General features: G+C 69.3%; 15 protein-coding genes. 7 read left to right on the forward strand and 8 right to left on the reverse strand.

Features of this window, described 5'->3' with window-relative positions; genetic code table 11:
• Window positions 1-59: 59 nt before the first annotated feature.
• Window positions 60-1,139, reverse strand: coding sequence for a lytic polysaccharide monooxygenase auxiliary activity family 9 protein (locus ACWDAG_RS18835; protein WP_450696709.1), 1,080 nt, complete (start codon window positions 1,137-1,139; stop codon window positions 60-62).
• A gap of 585 nt (window positions 1,140-1,724) precedes the next feature.
• Between ACWDAG_RS18835 and ACWDAG_RS18840 the strand changes: the two genes are divergently transcribed.
• Both ACWDAG_RS18840 and ACWDAG_RS18845 read left to right on the forward strand, forming a co-directional pair.
• Entirely contained in the window at window positions 1,725-2,588 is an 864-nt protein-coding gene (locus tag ACWDAG_RS18840; RefSeq protein ID WP_450696710.1) for a helix-turn-helix domain-containing protein, read from the forward strand.
• Window positions 2,589-2,634: 46 nt separating this feature from the next.
• Window positions 2,635-3,072 carry a hypothetical protein gene (locus ACWDAG_RS18845; RefSeq protein WP_450696711.1) on the forward strand — a complete coding sequence of 146 codons (438 nt, stop codon included), beginning with the start codon at window positions 2,635-2,637 and terminating at the stop codon, window positions 3,070-3,072.
• Between the two features lie 268 nt (window positions 3,073-3,340).
• Here ACWDAG_RS18845 and ACWDAG_RS18850 read toward each other — a convergent pair whose 3' ends face one another.
• The 4 genes from ACWDAG_RS18850 to acnA form a co-directional block, all read right to left on the reverse strand.
• Window positions 3,341-3,658 carry a DUF397 domain-containing protein gene (locus ACWDAG_RS18850; RefSeq protein ID WP_450696712.1) on the reverse strand — a complete coding sequence of 106 codons (318 nt, stop codon included), beginning with the start codon at window positions 3,656-3,658 and terminating at the stop codon, window positions 3,341-3,343.
• 192 nt (window positions 3,659-3,850) lie between these two features.
• A complete protein-coding gene (locus ACWDAG_RS18855) occupies window positions 3,851-5,338 on the reverse strand; it encodes a HAMP domain-containing sensor histidine kinase (protein ID WP_450696713.1) in 1,488 nt (495 codons plus the stop codon).
• Window positions 5,335-5,838, reverse strand: coding sequence for a response regulator transcription factor (locus tag ACWDAG_RS18860; protein WP_450696714.1), 504 nt, complete (start codon window positions 5,836-5,838; stop codon window positions 5,335-5,337). The genes ACWDAG_RS18855 and ACWDAG_RS18860 overlap by 4 nt, the downstream gene beginning before the upstream one ends.
• A gap of 144 nt (window positions 5,839-5,982) precedes the next feature.
• Window positions 5,983-8,700 (reverse strand): aconitate hydratase AcnA, encoded by a 2,718-nt coding sequence (acnA, locus tag ACWDAG_RS18865; protein WP_450696715.1) that lies wholly within the window; start codon window positions 8,698-8,700, stop codon window positions 5,983-5,985.
• Window positions 8,701-9,138: 438 nt separating this feature from the next.
• Between acnA and ACWDAG_RS18870 the strand changes: the two genes are divergently transcribed.
• Window positions 9,139-10,668, forward strand: coding sequence for a helix-turn-helix domain-containing protein (locus ACWDAG_RS18870; protein ID WP_450696716.1), 1,530 nt, complete (start codon window positions 9,139-9,141; stop codon window positions 10,666-10,668).
• 27 nt (window positions 10,669-10,695) lie between these two features.
• Here ACWDAG_RS18870 and ACWDAG_RS18875 read toward each other — a convergent pair whose 3' ends face one another.
• From ACWDAG_RS18875 to ACWDAG_RS18885, 3 genes are all read right to left on the reverse strand, one after another.
• Complete coding sequence (locus ACWDAG_RS18875; RefSeq protein ID WP_450696717.1) at window positions 10,696-11,541, reverse strand: MOSC domain-containing protein; 846 nt, start codon at window positions 11,539-11,541, stop codon at window positions 10,696-10,698.
• Window positions 11,542-11,557: 16 nt separating this feature from the next.
• Entirely contained in the window at window positions 11,558-12,247 is a 690-nt protein-coding gene (locus ACWDAG_RS18880) for a M24 family metallopeptidase (RefSeq protein WP_450696718.1), read from the reverse strand.
• Between the two features lie 72 nt (window positions 12,248-12,319).
• On the reverse strand, window positions 12,320-12,835 hold the full coding sequence (locus tag ACWDAG_RS18885; RefSeq protein WP_450696719.1) for a molybdopterin-dependent oxidoreductase: 516 nt from the start codon (window positions 12,833-12,835) through the stop codon (window positions 12,320-12,322).
• A gap of 138 nt (window positions 12,836-12,973) precedes the next feature.
• Between ACWDAG_RS18885 and ACWDAG_RS18890 the strand changes: the two genes are divergently transcribed.
• From ACWDAG_RS18890 to ACWDAG_RS18905, 4 genes are read left to right on the forward strand one after another with little or no spacing between them, the layout of a single operon-like run.
• Window positions 12,974-13,360: a TOBE domain-containing protein gene (locus tag ACWDAG_RS18890; protein ID WP_450696720.1), complete on the forward strand. Its 387-nt coding sequence runs from the start codon at window positions 12,974-12,976 to the stop codon at window positions 13,358-13,360.
• 56 nt (window positions 13,361-13,416) lie between these two features.
• A complete protein-coding gene (gene modA / locus ACWDAG_RS18895) occupies window positions 13,417-14,253 on the forward strand; it encodes a molybdate ABC transporter substrate-binding protein (RefSeq protein WP_450696721.1) in 837 nt (278 codons plus the stop codon).
• Window positions 14,250-15,113: a molybdate ABC transporter permease subunit gene (gene modB, locus ACWDAG_RS18900; protein ID WP_450696722.1), complete on the forward strand. Its 864-nt coding sequence runs from the start codon at window positions 14,250-14,252 to the stop codon at window positions 15,111-15,113. Before modA ends, modB begins: the two co-directional genes overlap by 4 nt.
• Window positions 15,110-16,360: an ABC transporter ATP-binding protein gene (locus ACWDAG_RS18905; protein WP_450696723.1), complete on the forward strand. Its 1,251-nt coding sequence runs from the start codon at window positions 15,110-15,112 to the stop codon at window positions 16,358-16,360. The genes modB and ACWDAG_RS18905 overlap by 4 nt, the downstream gene beginning before the upstream one ends.
• The last annotated feature ends 115 nt before the right edge of the window (window positions 16,361-16,475 follow it).

Raw genomic sequence — 16,475 nt, forward strand, 5'->3', positions numbered from 1 at the left:
ACCGGCTCGCGGACCCGGTGGAACGACCCATCACCACCGGGTCCGCCCTGAGCGGCGTTTCAGCCGACCCGGCAGGGCAGGCTCGTCGCCGTGTCACCGCCGTCGCCCGCGACGACGTATCCGAAGGTCGTGCTCTTCCCCGGATCCAGCGAACCGTTCCAGTCGGCGTTGTGGACCATCACGTCCCGCCCGCTGTAGGTCGCGTTGCCGTTCCACAGACTGTCGACCTTCTGGCCGCTCGGCAGCGTCCAGTCGACCATCCAGCCCAGCATCGGCACGTCGCCGGTGTTGGTGACGGTCACCTCGGACTGGTAGCCGCCGCTCCAGCTGTTGGTGGTCCTGCGGGCGGCCTCGCACTTGCCCGGTACGGGGTCGGTCGGGTTGCCCGGGTCGTGGATGCCCGTGACCTCGCCGTGGCCGCCGTCGAAGACGACGTCGGAGCAGGAGTAGAAGGTCTCCGCGCTGTCCGAGCGCTGCCAGACCATGTAGATGATGTGGCGCCCGGACTTGTTGGCGGGGAGCTGCCCGGTCCAGGAGTAGTTGGCCTCGACCGTGCCCGGGGTGCCGTTCAGGGGCGGGTGGTCGACGGAGAGGAAGGGCCTGTCCTCGATGTCGTCCCAGGTGAGGGGTTTGGTCGGGTCGAAGCCGTCCTTGGTGATGTAGACGTAGAACCAACCCGGGTGCGCCGCCCAGGCGTTGTACGAGAAGTCGACGGTCGCGCCCGAGGTGAGATGGGTGAGCGGCCAGTCGTTGCGGGGGAGGTTGAACCCGGTGAAGTTGGGGTTGCCGCCGCTGCACAGCTGACCGTCCGGGACGAAGCCGCGGGTGCGGCCGGCGCCGTCGGAGCGCAGCACGGAGAACCAGTTGTAGAACGGCGTGGTGCCACTGACCTGTTGGGCCGCCTTGCAGGCCGGGTTGATCGGTTTGATCTCACCGGTGCTGGTGAGGCCGTCCTGCCAGCAGAGGAAGGTGCGGCTGCCGGGTTTCATGGGGGTGCCGTGGGCTTCCGCCTTGCCGCCTGCCGTGACGACGAGGGCGAAGGCGGGGATGGTGGCAAGGAGCGAGACGAGGACGAAGAGGAGAGCCCTGGTCGTTAATCGGCGCGTCGGTCGATGCGCGGCGGTTTTTGTCAGGATCATGACATTCGACCCTTCGGGTACACAGGTACAGCCGGTGGATGCGGGGGTGCGGGTATGAACGGGGTGGGGGCGACTCAGGGGCGGCGGGTTCCGGTCCGTCGTCACATGGGAGCGCTCCCACCCCGCCAGGTGGAAAGTAGCGCCGCTTGGCTCACTTGTAAACGACTGGCGCAGTGGCCCGTCGGGGGCCACAGCGGAACGACACGCGATCAGTCGGGCAGGTTCTGAAGGAACTTGAGGAACACAGGCCACTTCTTTCGCGCGCCCCGGCGCCTTTCCGTGCGCCGTTATGAATTTCGCGCGCCGACCGCGCTCCCTGCTTCCACAACTCGGAAGCCCGTCATGCAACTTCGGAGAAAGTACGACCGGTCCTGCGTTGTTTCAACAACGGGAAGGGTGACAGGAGCGCTGATCACGGTGGGTTCGTCGGGTCGTCCACGCCTCATGACCACCATGGCGCGATCATGCCAATGCCTATCAGCTCTATTCTCTTTGGCCGATGCATAATGGTTGGGTCTAAGAGCTAGGAACTTTCTGTGCATGGCCGCTCAGGTTCAGGGTACGTGCACCGTCTAAGGAGCGGCGATGACACCCCCCGTGGACCCCAGCCTCAACCGGCGAAAGCTACGCCTTGCCCTGCGGCAGGCGCGTGAGCGCGCCCGGATGAGCCAGCGTGAGGCCGCTGAGCGGGTGGAGTGGTCCCAGTCGAAACTCATCCGGGTGGAGACAGGCACGGTCAGTGTCTCCGTCAGCGATCTGAGGGCCCTCATGGGGTTGTACGACATCACCGACGACGCCACCCGGCGCGAACTCGAGGACGCGGCCCGGGGAAGCAAGGGGCCCAGCTGGTGGTCCAAGTACCACGACGTCGCCACGCCCCAGTTCGCCCAGTACCTGGGATATGAGAGTGCCGCTACGTCTCTGCACACCTATCACCCCATCGTCGTTCCCGGCCACCTCCAGACACGTGGTTACGCGGAGGCACTCCTCGCCCCCCGCGGCCTGAGTCCCGAACGGGCGGGCCGGGTCGTGGATCTGAGGATGGAGCGGCAGGAGAGGATGTTCGACGCCTCCGCCGGCGGCCCCGTCACCACCTTTGTCCTGGATGAGGCTGCGCTACGGCGACAGATCGGAGGGGTGGAGGTGCTCGCCGGGCAGCTCCAGCAGCTGCTCGACTTCAGCGCGCGCGACAACGTCACGATCCGGGTACTGCCCTTCAAGGCCGGAGCGCACTACAGCACCCTCGGCAGCTTCGTCCTATTGGGCTTCTCCGACGACGACGACCTGCTGTATTTGGAGCACGCCGCAGGCAGCATGACCGGTGGCGAAGACCTGGAACTGCTGGCCCGTTACCAGGAGTGCTTTCAAACGATCACGGATCTGGCACTCGGCGCCACCGAGTCTCTCGACCTGATCGATCACATCAAGCAAGACCTCGGTGGCCGCTAGTTCTGCGGCACCGACGGCTGGTGGTGGAGCCAGGGGGAGGACCGACGTGGTCTTCAGGTCGATATGGCAGGGCCTGCAACAGCCGTGGGCCCGCAGCGAAGGACCCGGTACCGAAGCGGCCGGGCTGTCCGACGAGGAACTGAAAGCGCAGGCCATCCAGGACGAGAAGAAGTCGCAGAACCTCATAGCCATAGAGCAGGCCCGGGGCTCGATGAAGCTGAAGTTGGTGCTCGCCGTCGGCGGCCTGGGGCTGATCGCCTTGATCGTGCTGGTCGTGGCGCTGGTGGTCGCCCTCCGAGCGGCCGCTCACCTCAAGTTTCCCTGGCATCCGATAGCCACCGTCGTCTGCACACTGCTCGGCTCGTCAGGCGTCAGCGGCCTGGTGGGGTGGCGGGTGAGGAAGAAGGTCCTGACGCGCCCTCAGGCCTCCGCGCAGTCCGAGAATCCTCAGGCGGGCGATCCGGATCAGGTGGGGACGACATAGTCGTGTACCCCGCCCGCCACACTCCTGTGCCGACGGCCACGGACAGTGCCACGACCACCCACAGAATCCGTTTGGCGAGCACGTTGTCGACGAGGAGTGACGCGAGGGCAGCGGCCATGGTCGCCGCCGCGCCGGCGCTGAGCGCGTAAGTGACGGCCCCGCCCACGACCGCGGACCGTTTCCGTGTCCTCTTCCCCGAATGCTGCACCGCTGATGCCCCGGCACCCATAGAGGCCCCCTACCTACTGCCGATGGCTGATCAATGACGTCACGGGCCCTCTAACTCCCCCTGCATCACCGCGCGGACGAAATCCGTCCAAGCAACGGCGGTGAAGCGCAGATGCGAGCGCCCGGGCCTTTTGGAGTCACGTGCGAGCACTCGGTCCTCCCCCACGGCGACCTCCACGCACTCGCTCTCATTGCCACACATGCTGCTCCTGCGCCACAAGGGTTGCCCCTTATGCACCACCTCAGCCCTCCTGCTCCCCCGATGCGCCTGAGCAGTGCCCGTCCATGTTAGTGGACGGTTGTGCACCACCGCAGGCAAGTACCCCCAAACGTCAGGGCCAGGAACCACACGCGGCACCCGAACGACTACATACGGCTACTGCATACTCAGCGTAGAGGAGCCGCATCTCCGCAGCCATACCCGATCCGGTCCATATGCCGTACGCCAATGCGAGCGGCGCAGCCCACGCCGAGCAGCCCACTACGTTCGCATTCCCAACCTCTACCCGGGGCAACCTCGTTGTCCTTCGGTTGGCTCAAGTACCGCCTTTCATTGGCGGGTTGAGGCGAGCAGCATGCCCGCGTCCGCCGCATCCGTGGTCGGCAGGTCGACGGTGAACTCCGTGCGCCCGGGGCGGCTTTGCACCTCGATGCGCCCGCCGTGCGCCCCGACGATCGCCGCCGCGACGGCCAGCCCCAGCCCCGACCCGCCCGCGGTCCCCGGCGCCCGTGAGCGGGACCGGTCGGCGCGGGTGAAGCGTTCGAAGACCTTCGGGAGCAGGTCCGGTGGGATGCCGGGCCCGTTGTCCCGCACCCGGATGACACACCGCTGCGGGGTTGCCTCCACCTCCGCGACCACCGTCGTGCCCGCGGGCGTGTGCACACGCGCGTTGGCCAGCAGGTTGGCCACCACCTGGTGGAGGCGGGCCTCGTCGCCGGTGACCAGGGCCGGGGTCTCGGCGAGGGTCAGGGCGAGTTGCCAGTCGTGGCCACTGCCTGCCACCCGTGCGTCCCAGAGGGCCTCAGAGGCCACGGCCGCGAGGTCGACCTCGGCGGACTGGAGCGGCCGGCCCTCGTCGAGGCGGGCCAGCAGGAGCAGGTCCTCCACCAGGCCTGTCATCCGGGCCGACTCCGCCGAGACGCGGCGCCAGGCCAGCGCCGGCTCGACGCGGTCCGTGCCGCGGTTCATCAGTTCCGCGTAGCCCGCGATGGACGCGAGGGGGGTGCGCAGTTCGTGGCTCGCGTCGGCCAGGAAGCGCCGCATGCGCTCCTCGCTGCGTCGGCGTTCGGCGAGGGAGGACTCTACGTGGTCGATCATCCGGTTGAGGGCGGCGCCGACCTGGCCGATCTCGCCGGCGGGGTCGGTGTCCCGCGCGGGGACACGGGTGAGGCCGGTGACGTCGCCGCGGCCGAGCGGGGCCCGGGAGACCTCGACCGCGGTGGCGGCGACCCGGCCGAGGGGGCGCAGCTGGCGACGTATGACCAGGGCGCAGACGATGCCCGCGGCGGCCAGGGCGACGGCCGCGACGACCGCCTCGGCCTCGACCAGACCGTCGATCATGTTCCGTACGTCGTCCATGGGGAGCCCGGCGAGGACGCGGAGCCCGTCCGAGTCGAGCCCTGCCATCCGGTAGGTGCCGAGGCCGGGCACGGTGACGGTGTGTCGGGAGCCGTCGGTCGGGGTGCCCTTCAGGGCGGTGCGCTGGGTGGTGCTCAGGTTCAGCGGCGGGGCGTCCTGGCTGACGATCGCGGCGGAGAGGACCCTGCCGTGGTCGTCGAGCCGGGCGGCGAGCATGCCGACGGGGTGGCCGTTCTCGGTGAGGAAGGAGAGGTTGGCCTTGTCGTCCGGGTGCAGAGCGGCCTCGCCCAGGCTGCGCTCGGCCGCGTTGGCGACGCGGCCGTCCAACTCGCCCATGAGGGAGGACCGTTGGACCACGGCGGTGGTGAACGTCATCGCCGCGCACACGACGACGAGCGTCGCGCCGACGAAGAGCAGCAGGCGGGCGCGCAGGGAGCGGACGAGCGGGCGGGCGGTCATCTGCCGTCCTCCGTGGACCTGAAGGTGTACCCCATCCCCCGCACGGTGTGGATCACCGGCGCACGACCCTTGCCGAGCACCCGGCGCGGGTGGTTGAGGAGGAGGCGGAGCAGGTCGAACTCCCTGGCCGTGAGCCGGATCGGCCGCCCCGCGCGGTGCGCCTCAGGGGTCTCCTCGCTCGGCACGAGGTCGCCGAGGACGCGTACGGAGTCGTCGGCCCGGGAGCCCTCGGTGCCGGCCCGGCGCAGCAGGCCGTGCAGCCGGAGCACGACCTCCCCCAGGGAGAAGGGCTTGGTGACGTAGTCGTCGGCGCCGTTGTGGAGGCCGTCGATGCGGTGCTCCAGGGCGTCGCGGGCGGTGAGCATGACGACGGGGAGCTTCGGGTTCTCGTACCGGAGCCGGCGCAGTACCTGGATGCCGTCCGGGTCGGGCAGCATCCCGTCGTCGTCGGCGATGAGGACGCGGACCCGGCCGGTTCGGGACGCGGAGGTGCCTGACATGTCTCGATACTGTCCCGGTCCGCTGAGGGAACCCTGTGTTCCACCTGAGGGTGGGTGATGACCTGGGTTTCCCGGCATGGACGCGGCGAGGGCCGCATCCTCGGCATACCGGGGATGCGGCCCTCAACTGCCTTGCTGCGCCGCTTACTTGCGGATCAGGCTGCGCAGCACGTACTGCATGATGCCGCCGTTGCGGTAGTAGTCGGCCTCACCGGGGGTGTCGATGCGGACGACCGCGTCGAACTCGACGCCCGTGTCGGTGGTGACCTTGACCGTGCGCGGCGTGGTGCCGTTGTTGAGCTCCTCGACGCCGGTGAAGGAGAAGGTCTCCTCGCCCGTCAGGCCGAGGGACTCGGCGTTGGCGCCCTCCGGGAACTGGAGCGGCAGGACGCCCATGCCGATGAGGTTCGAGCGGTGGATGCGCTCGTACGACTCGGCGATGACGGCCTTGACGCCGAGGAGCGCGGTGCCCTTGGCGGCCCAGTCGCGGGACGAGCCGGAGCCGTACTCCTTGCCGGCCAGGATGACCAGCGGGATGCCCTGCTCGATGTAGTTGCGCGAGGCGTCGTAGATGAACGACACCGGGGCGTCGGGCTGGGTGAAGTCGCGGGTGTAGCCGCCCTCGGTGCCCGGCGCGATCTGGTTGCGCAGGCGGATGTTGGCGAACGTGCCGCGGATCATGACCTCGTGGTTGCCGCGGCGGGAGCCGTAGCTGTTGAAGTCGCGGCGCTCGACGCCGTGCTCCGTGAGGTACTTGCCGGCCGGGGTGTCGGCCTTGATCGCACCGGCCGGGGAGATGTGGTCGGTGGTGACCGAGTCGCCCAGCTTGGCGAGCACGCGGGCGCCGGTGATGTCGGAGACCGGGGTGGTCTCCATCGTCATGCCCTCGAAGTACGGGGGCTTGCGGACGTAGGTCGACTCGGGGTCCCACTCGAAGGTGTTGCCGGTCGGGATCGGCAGCGCCTGCCACTGGGCGTCGCCCGCGAAGACGTCCTGGTAGGACTTGTTGAACATGTCCTCGCCGATGGCGTTGGCCACGACGTCGTTGACCTCGGCCTCGGAGGGCCAGATGTCCTTCAGGAAGACCGGGTTGCCGTCCTGGTCGGTGCCCAGGGCGTCACGGGTGATGTCCACCTTCATGGAGCCCGCGAGGGCGTACGCGACGACCAGCGGCGGGGAGGCCAGGTAGTTCATCTTGACGTCGGGGTTGATACGGCCCTCGAAGTTCCGGTTGCCGGAGAGGACCGAGGTGACCGCGAGGTCGTGGTCGTTGACGGCCTTGGAGACCTCCTCCGGCAGCGGGCCGGAGTTGCCGATGCAGGTGGTGCAGCCGTAGCCGACCAGGTTGAAGCCGACCTTGTCGAGGTACGGGGTCAGGCCCGCCTTGTCGAAGTAGTCGGTGACGACCTTGGAACCCGGGGCGAGGGTGGTCTTGACCCACGGCTTGCGGGTCAGGCCCTTCTCGACCGCCTTCTTGGCCACCAGGGCGGCGGCGACCATGACGTACGGGTTCGAGGTGTTGGTGCAGGAGGTGATGGCCGCGACCGTCACCGCACCGTGGTCGATCTCGTAGGTCGAGCCGTCGGGGGCGGTCACGGTGACCGGGTTGGACGGGGCGCCGTTCGGGGCGACGGCCGGGGCGTCGGAGGCCGGGAAGGACTCCTGGCCCGCCTCGTCCACGACGTCGACGTAGTTGCGTACGTCCGACTTGAACTGCTCGGCGGCGTTCGCGAGGACGATGCGGTCCTGCGGACGCTTCGGGCCGGCGATGGAGGGCACGACCGTCGACAGGTCGAGCTCCAGCTTCTCGGAGAAGTCCGGCTCGGCCTTCGGGTCCAGCCAGAGGCCCTGCTCCTTGGCGTACGCCTCGACGAGCGCGACCTGCTGGTCGGAGCGGCCGGTCAGGCGCAGGTAGTTGAGGGTCTCGTCGTCGATCGGGAAGATCGCGGCGGTGGAGCCGAACTCCGGCGACATGTTGCCGATGGTGGCGCGGTTGGCGAGGGAGGTGGCGGCCACGCCCTCGCCGTAGAACTCGACGAACTTGCCGACGACGCCGTGCTTGCGGAGCATCTCGGTGATCGTGAGCACGAGGTCGGTGGCGGTGGTGCCCGGGGTGAGCTCACCGGTCAGCTTGAAGCCGACGACGCGCGGGATGAGCATCGAGACCGGCTGGCCGAGCATCGCGGCCTCGGCCTCGATGCCGCCGACGCCCCAGCCCAGCACACCGAGGCCGTTGACCATCGTGGTGTGCGAGTCGGTGCCGACGAGGGTGTCGGGGTACGCCTGGCCGTTACGGACCATGACCGTACGCGCCAGGTGCTCGATGTTCACCTGGTGGACGATGCCGGTGCCGGGCGGGACGACCTTGAACTCGTCGAAGGCGGTCTGGCCCCAGCGCAGGAACTGGTAGCGCTCCTTGTTGCGGCCGTACTCCAGCTCGACGTTCTGCTTGAAGGCGTCGTTCGTGCCGAACTTGTCGGCGATGACGGAGTGGTCGATGACCAGCTCGGCCGGGGCCAGCGGGTTGATCTTCGCCGGGTCGCCGCCGAGCTCCTTGACGGCCTCACGCATGGTGGCGAGGTCGACGACACAGGGCACGCCGGTGAAGTCCTGCATGATCACGCGGGCGGGCGTGAACTGGATCTCCTGGCTGGGCTGCGCCTGGGAGTCCCAGCCGCCGAGGGCGCGGATGTGGTCGGCGGTGATGTTCGCGCCGTCCTCCGTGCGGAGCAGGTTCTCCAGCAGGACCTTGAGGCTGTACGGCAGTCGGGCCGAGCCCTCCACCTTGTCCAGCCGGAAGATCTCGTACGACTCGTCGCCCACCTGCAGCGTGCTGCGGGCGTCGAAGCTGTTCGCCGACACGACAGTCTCCTTCATTGATGTGCGCGTACCTCACCGCAATCCTGCCGCCACGCCGTCTCGGCCGATCCGCTAAGGTAAGGCTAAGTTAGGCAAGCCTTACTGCCGGACCGGTGAGGTGTGCGACTGCGGTGCGCCTCGGCAGATATCTCGATGTCGAGATAACTCTAGTACACGGGGACGGGATGGTCATGCCCGGCCTCCGTTTGCGACGCCCCACACGACTGGACCCTGCCAGGCGATTATCCGGCGAAACAGGACATACGGCGCGGGCGCCCATCACTGCGCCGAGTCTGGGTACCCGCTCGGCCACGGGGAAGTCCGTCCGGCGTGAAGGGAGGCACCTGCCCACCGACCTTCCATGAGGCGACGTTGACGGCCCGTCACCCGAATGGACCCCCTTCGCTCGCCTCATCTCATATCTGAGATAGCCTCAACCCCATGGCAGACGACTACCTCGTACGCATCGGCAAGCTCATCCGTGACGCCCGGCAACATCGGGGCTGGACACAGGCCCAGCTCGCGGAGGCGCTCGGCACCAGCCAGAGTGCCGTCAACCGCATTGAGCGCGGCAACCAGAACATCAGCCTTGAGATGATCGCCCGAATTGGTGAAGCTCTGGAGAGCGAAATCGTCTCGTTGGGCTATGCGGGCCCGATGCATCTGCGGGTGGTGGGCGGCCGTCGGCTGTCCGGCGCCATCGACGTCAAGACGAGCAAGAACGCATGTGTCGCGCTGCTCTGCGCCTCCCTGCTCAACAAGGGCCGCACGGTGCTACGCCGGGTGGCGCGGATCGAGGAGGTCTACCGGCTCCTGGAGGTGCTCGGCTCCATCGGTGTGCGCACGCGCTGGATCAACGACGGTGTGGACCTGGAGATCGTGCCGCCCGCCGAGCTGGACATGGCGGCGATCGACGCCGACGCGGCCGTACGGACGCGGTCCATCATCATGTTCTTCGGCCCGCTGCTGCACCGTATGGACAACTTCAAGCTGCCGTACGCGGGCGGTTGCGACCTCGGCACGCGGACCATCGAGCCGCACATGATCGCGCTGCGCCGGTTCGGGCTCGACATCACCGCCACCGAGGGGCAGTACCACGCCCTGGTGGACCGGACGGTGCGGCCCGACCGGCCGATCGTGCTGACCGAGCGCGGGGACACCGTCACCGAGAACGCGCTGCTGGCCGCCGCCCGCCACGACGGCGTCAGCGTCATCCGCAACGCGTCCTCCAACTACATGGTCCAGGACCTGTGCTTCTTCCTGGAGGCGCTCGGCGTCAAGGTCGAGGGCATCGGTACGACGACCCTCACCGTGCACGGCGTGCCGCAGATCGACGTCGACGTCGACTACTCCCCCTCCGAGGACCCGGTCGAGGCGATGAGCCTGCTGGCGGCGGCGGTGGTGACGGAGTCGGAGCTGACAGTGCGTCGCGTGCCCATCGAGTTCCTGGAGATCGAGCTGGCGGTCCTGGAGGAGATGGGGCTCGACCACGACCGCACGCCCGAGTACTTCGCGGACAACGGCCGCACCCGGCTGGTGGACCTCACCGTGCGGCCCTCCAAGCTGGAGGCGCCGATCGACAAGATCCACCCGATGCCGTTCCCCGGTCTGAACATCGACAACGTCCCGTTCTTCGCGGCCATCGCCGCCGTGGCGCAGGGCAAGACACTGATCCACGACTGGGTCTACGACAACCGCGCGATCTACCTGACGGACCTGAACCGCCTCGGCGGCCGCCTCCAACTCCTCGACCCGCACCGGGTGCTGGTGGAGGGCCCGACCCGCTGGCGCGCGGCCGAGATGATGTGCCCGCCCGCCCTGCGACCCGCCGTCGTCGTCCTGCTGGCGATGATGGCGGCCGACGGCACGTCCGTGCTGCGGAACGTGTACGTCATCAACCGGGGTTACGAGGATCTGGCGGAGCGGTTGAACTCGGTGGGGGCGCAGATCGAGATCTTCCGGGACATCTGAGCGAGGGATGCCGCCCATCGCCCGTGGTCAGGCAGCCTCCTGCAAGGTGATCAGGTCGCCCACCCGGACCGTCCCGGCTTCGAGTACGTCGAGGTAGACACCGAGGCACGAGAGCCGGCCCAGGTCGAACACCGGAACACGGTGATCCCGGGCGACCGCACGCATGATGCCGGGATCCGGCGGCAGTTCGTCGTGCCCGAGCGTGGGTACCACGCAGCGAGGCGTGGGGACCACGACCCGGAACAGCGCCTCGCCCACGCGCAGACGCGATCCCGGCCAGGCGTCCTCGGGGAAGCCCGGCACTTCATCGGTGTCCACGACCAGGTTCGGCCGGAAGCGACGGGCGTCGAAGTCCCCGGCGGGATACACGGCTCGCATCCGGTCGAGGGAGGCCGTGGTGACGAGATGGACCCGGCCGAAGTCGAAGAACGTCCCGGGGGCGACGCTGCCCGTCGTGATGCTCGCCCCTGTCGCGTCGACGGAAGCGGTCACCCTCACGGCATCCGGAACACCGCCTTCGTAGTCGGGCACGGCCCGCTCCAGCCTGCTGTGTTCCGGTACGGCGGCCGTGACGCACACCTGGCGGCCCAGCAGCTCGGACAGCTGCATGTCCAGGTCGGGGTCCTCCACCGAGAAAGTGGCCCCGTCCGGCAGGACGACACGCACCACGCCGGAGTCGTCCAGACGACTCCGGCAGCGCAGCAGCTCCCCCCATTTGCGCGGGTGTTTGGCGCTGCCCACCGCGCCCGCCTCGTCGAGTACGGCGTAGACCCGGTCGCCGGAGACTCCGCGTTCCGTGACGGCCACGGCGATCACGGCCTCACCCAGCATGGACTTCACCGGGTACCGGTACAACGCTGCCACAGAGCCCATAGATCGATTATGGATGTCAGAGGGTGAGCAGTTCCTCGTAGAAGCCGCCGAACTCCCGCTCCGGGTCGATGAGATGGATCTCAAGGATCCAGTGGCAGGTGCGGCCGGCCTTGTCGGTGCGGCGGAGTGGGGTGTCGTTGGCGGGGGCGATGTACGACTCCACGTCCGCGCCGTCGATCTTCTCGTGGGGGAACTCGCCGACGAGGTGCCCGGCGTGCCAGCCGCCCAGCTGCCAGCCGGCCTCGGCGGCCAGCCGCTCCACCTCGGCGTACAGCTGCTTGCCGGTGATGTCGCCCTGCTCGGCGAAGTACCGCTTGCCTGCCGCGAAGATCTTCGGCAGGTCGTCGCGGAGGCGGTGCTTGAGCGGGTCGTCGCCGAGGACGAAGGTCCGCCCGAAGTCGGCCTCGTACTCCTCGAAGATGGGCCCGAAGTCGGCGAAGACGATGTCGTCCGTGCCGATCACGCGGTCCGGCGGGTTCTCCCGGTACGGCTTGAGCGTGTTGGGGCCGGAGCGGATGATCCGCTTGTGCCAGTGCCGGGTGGTGCCGAACAGTTCGTCGGCCAGATCCCGGACGCGGTCGCTGACCGCCCGCTCCCCCTCGCCCGGCGTGATGAGCCCGCGCTCCTCGATCTCCACGAAGAGCCGCTCGGCCTTCGCCTGGGCGTCCAGCAGCCGTGCCGCGCGCATGGGTTCGTCGTCCGCCATGGGGCCGAAGCTAACCAGCCGGATCGTCTGCGGCAACGGGATTTCCAAGGTCGGCGGGGAGGCCACCGCCCGTCACCGAACAGGCCCTCGGCCTCCGGGTGCAGGGGCGGTCCACGCGCTGTAGCCGCCGTCGACGTGTATGGCGTCGATGCCGCTGACGTACCGGGCGCCGCAGCGGTCCTGGGGCAGGACGAGCTGGGAGCCCGCACGGTCGAGCGGGGTGTCGTCGAGGGTGACCGCGAGCAGAACGGGAGCACGGCCGAAGTCGGGGTCTGTCTCGGCCCAGGTCAGCAGGGCGTGGTGGCCGTCCGTGCCGTGCACGGCGACGAGGAAGCGGAGTCGGTCCTTGCGGCGGGCGGGGTCGAAGAGCGGGCCCGCGTCCGTGAGCACGTCGTGCAGGAGCGGGCCGGTGAAGCGGTGGTGCCGGCCGCCGCTGGTGGCGCACTCGAAGGCGACCTCGGCCCGGTGCTGGGGCCAGGCGAGCAGGTCGGGCACCGTCAGCCGGGCCGGTCGGTCCAGGTCTCCGGTGAGGACGAGTTCCGCCGCCGGTCCGGCGCCCGTACGGGCAGCTGCGAGGGTCTGACTCACTGGCTACCACCTCCCGGGGGACCGTACCCGGACCATCGTCCCGTGCAAACGCACATGCCATGCCGACAGAAAGAAGGTCCGGCTCATGCGATGTGACAGAAGACTTTGCCCTTGCATCTGCGGCACTATCATCGGGACATGCACACCTATCGGATCGGGGATGCCGCCGCCTTGCTCGGCGTGAGCCCCGACACCGTGCGGCGTCCTGTCGACGGCGGGAAACTCACCGCCGAGCGGGACGAGCTGGGCCGTCGGATCATTCCGGGGCCGGCGCTCGCGGCGTACGCCCGCGAGATGCACCGGGCGGAGCGGGAGTCCACCGGCTCCTCGGCCCGCAACCGGTTCTCCGGCATCGTCCCCGATGTGATCCTCGGGGACGTCTCCGCGCAGGTGGAGGTCCAGGCCGGGCCGTTCCGGGTGGTGGCGATGGTCAGCCGGGAGTCGGCTGAGGAGTTGAAGCTGGAGCCCGGTGTTCCGGCGGTTGCCGTGATCAAGTCGACCAACGTGGTCGTCGAGAGACCGTAGAACTGGCCGTGAGGCCGTAGTCGAGTCCGTCAGGACCTTGAGGGAGTGGACCCGTGATGACCCGTTCCGAGCGCCGGAGCCGTCGGATGCTGCAGGTGACCGGCGTGAGCGCCGCCGCGCTGCTGGCCCTGAGTGCCTGCTCGTCGTCCGACTCCGACTCGAACTCCACGAAGTCGGACTCCTCCGCGTCGGCCTCGTCCTCGTCCTCGCCGAAGCTGTCCGGTGACGTGACCGTGTTCGCGGCCGCGTCGCTGAAGGAGAGCTTCACGACGCTGGGCAAGGAGTTCGAGAAGGAGCACCCGGGCACGAAGGTCACCTTCAGCTTCGGCGGCAGCGACACCCTCGCCGCGCAGATCAACGGTGGCGCCCCCGCCGACGTGTTCGCCGCCGCCAGCGCCAAGACGATGAAGATCGTCACGGACAAGGGCGACGCGACCGGCACGCCCGCGACCTTCGTCCGCAACCAGCTGGAGATCGCCACCCTGCCGGGCAACCCGGACAAGGTCTCCTCCCTGAAGGACCTCACCAAGTCCTCGCTGAAGGTCGTGCTGTGCGACAAGACGGTGCCCTGCGGCGCCGCCGCCCAGAAGGCCCTGGACGCCGGCAGGCTCAAGCTCACCCCGGTCTCCTACGAGGAGGACGTCAAGGCCGCCCTCAACAAGGTCGTGCTCAAGGAGGCCGACGCCGCGGTCGTCTACAGGACCGATGTGAAGGCCGCGGGCAGCAAGGTGCAGGGCGTGCAGTTCCCCGAGTCCGCCGGCGCCGTCAACGACTACCCGATCACCCTCCTCAAGAGCTCGAAGAACACCGAGACCGCCAAGGCGTTCATCGCGCTCGTACAGTCCGCCGAGGGCCAGAAGGTCCTGACCGAGGCCGGGTTCCTCAAGCCGTGACCTCCTTCTCCTCGGACCAGGCCGACGCCGCGGACACCCTCATCGGTGGCCCGCGGCGCCGCCGCGTCCTCAGGGGCGTCCGCGGTGGCGCCCCGCTGCCCCTCCTGCTGCCCGCGCTGCTCGCCCTGGCCTTCCTGGTGCTGCCACTGATCGCCCTGCTGATCAGGGCCCCTTGGCGCAGCATGCCCGACCTGCTGACCAGCACCGAGGTCTGGCAGGCGCTGCGGCTGTCCCTGGTCTGCGCGACCGCCGCCACCGCGGTGTGTCTGGTGTTCGGCGTTCCGCTGGCCTGGCTGCTGGCCCGGGTCGAGTTCCCCGGGCGCGGTCTCGTACGGGCGCTGGTCACCCTCCCGCTGGTCCTGCCGCCCGTGGTCGGGGGTGTGGCGCTGCTGATGGCGCTGGGCCGCAACGGCGTCGTCGGGAAGTGGCTGGACAGCTGGTTCGGCATCACGCTGCCCTTCACCACCTGGGGAGTCGTGGTCGCGGAAGCGTTCGTGGCGATGCCGTTCCTGGTCATCAGCGTGGAGGGCACCCTGCGGGCCGCCGACCCACGTTACGAGGAGGCGGCCACGACGCTGGGCGCCTCCCGCTTCACCGCCTTCCGCCGGGTCACCCTGCCGCTGATCGCGCCCGGCATCGCGGCGGGCGCGGTGCTGGCCTGGGCCCGGGCGCTCGGCGAGTTCGGCGCGACGATCACCTTCGCCGGCAACTTCCCCGGCCGCACCCAGACCATGCCCCTCGCCGTCTACCTGGCCCTCCAGAACGACCCGGAGGCGGCGATCGCCCTCAGCCTGGTCCTGCTGGCCGTGTCGATCGCGGTCCTGGCGGGGCTTCGTGACCGTTGGATGACCGCCTCATGACCGACACCGAGAAGTCCGCCGGCACCGCTCCCGCCCTGGCCGGTCAGAGCCGGTGCCATATCCCCGGTCGGATCAGCGCGCGGCGTCTGGTGCGTGCGATCGCAAGGCGCCGGAGCGCCCTCGTGTCGGAGCTACTAGGGCGTTTCGGCAACGCCGCGAGCGTGCGTGCCAGGCGTCGCGCGCCCGGCCGGGGATATGACACCGGCTCTCAGGGGCTCGACGCCCGGCTGGTGGTCGAGCGCGGCTCCTTCCGCCTCGATGTGACCCTTTCCGCGGCACCGGGTGACGTGGTCGCGCTCCTCGGCCCCAACGGCGCCGGCAAGACCACCGCCCTGCGCGCCCTGGCCGGCCTCGTCCCGCTCACCGGCGGCCATCTCCGCCTGGACGGCGCGGAGTTGGACCGTACGCCGCCTGAGTTCCGGCCGATCGGGGTGGTCTTCCAGGACTACCTGCTCTTCCCCCATCTGTCCGCCCTGGACAACGTGGCCTTCGGGCCGCGCTGCCACGGGGCCACGAAGGCGGAGGCCCGCGCCGAGGCCGCCGTATGGCTGGAGCGCATGGGTCTGGCGGAGCACGGGTCCGTGAAGCCCCGGCGGCTGTCCGGCGGCCAGGCCCAGCGCGTCGCGCTGGCGCGCGCCCTCGCCACCAACCCCCGGCTGCTGCTCCTCGACGAACCCCTCGCCGCACTCGACGCCCGCACCCGTCTCGACGTACGCGCCCAACTCCGCCACCACCTCGCCGACTTCGAGGCGGTCGCCGTACTCGTCACCCACGACCCGCTCGACGCCATGGTCCTGGCCGACCACCTCGTCGTCGTCGAGGACGGCCGCATCGTCCAGCAGGGCACCCCCGCCGACATCGCCCGCCACCCGCGCACCGACTACATCGCCCACCTGGTCGGCCTCAACCTCTACCGGGGCGAGGCCGAGGGACATGCCGTCCATGTCGAGGGCGGGTCGGCGGTCACCACGACGGAGGACCTCACCGGCCCGGTCTTCGTCGCCTTCCCGCCGAGCGCGGTCACCCTGCACCGGGACCGTCCCACGGGCTCCAGCGCACGCAACCTGTGGCGCTGCGAGGTGTCCGGCCTGGAGACCCACGGCGACCAGATCCGCGTCGCGCTCACCGGGGCCCTCCCCCTGGCGGCCGACCTCACCACGGTCGCCGCGGCGGAACTCGACCTGCGCCCCGGAGCCACGGTCTGGGCGACGGTGAAGGCGGCCCAGACGCACGCGTACCCGGCCTGAGAAGCCACACCTCGATCGGCGACCATCGAGGTATCGGTACCCGCAGCGGCTGCGGTTCGAGCACCCTCAGGTGCGGGCGGTGGTGGTGACCAGCGCCAAGGAGAAGGTCTTCTGC

The organism is Streptomyces sp. NPDC001157 (assembly GCF_053598255.1).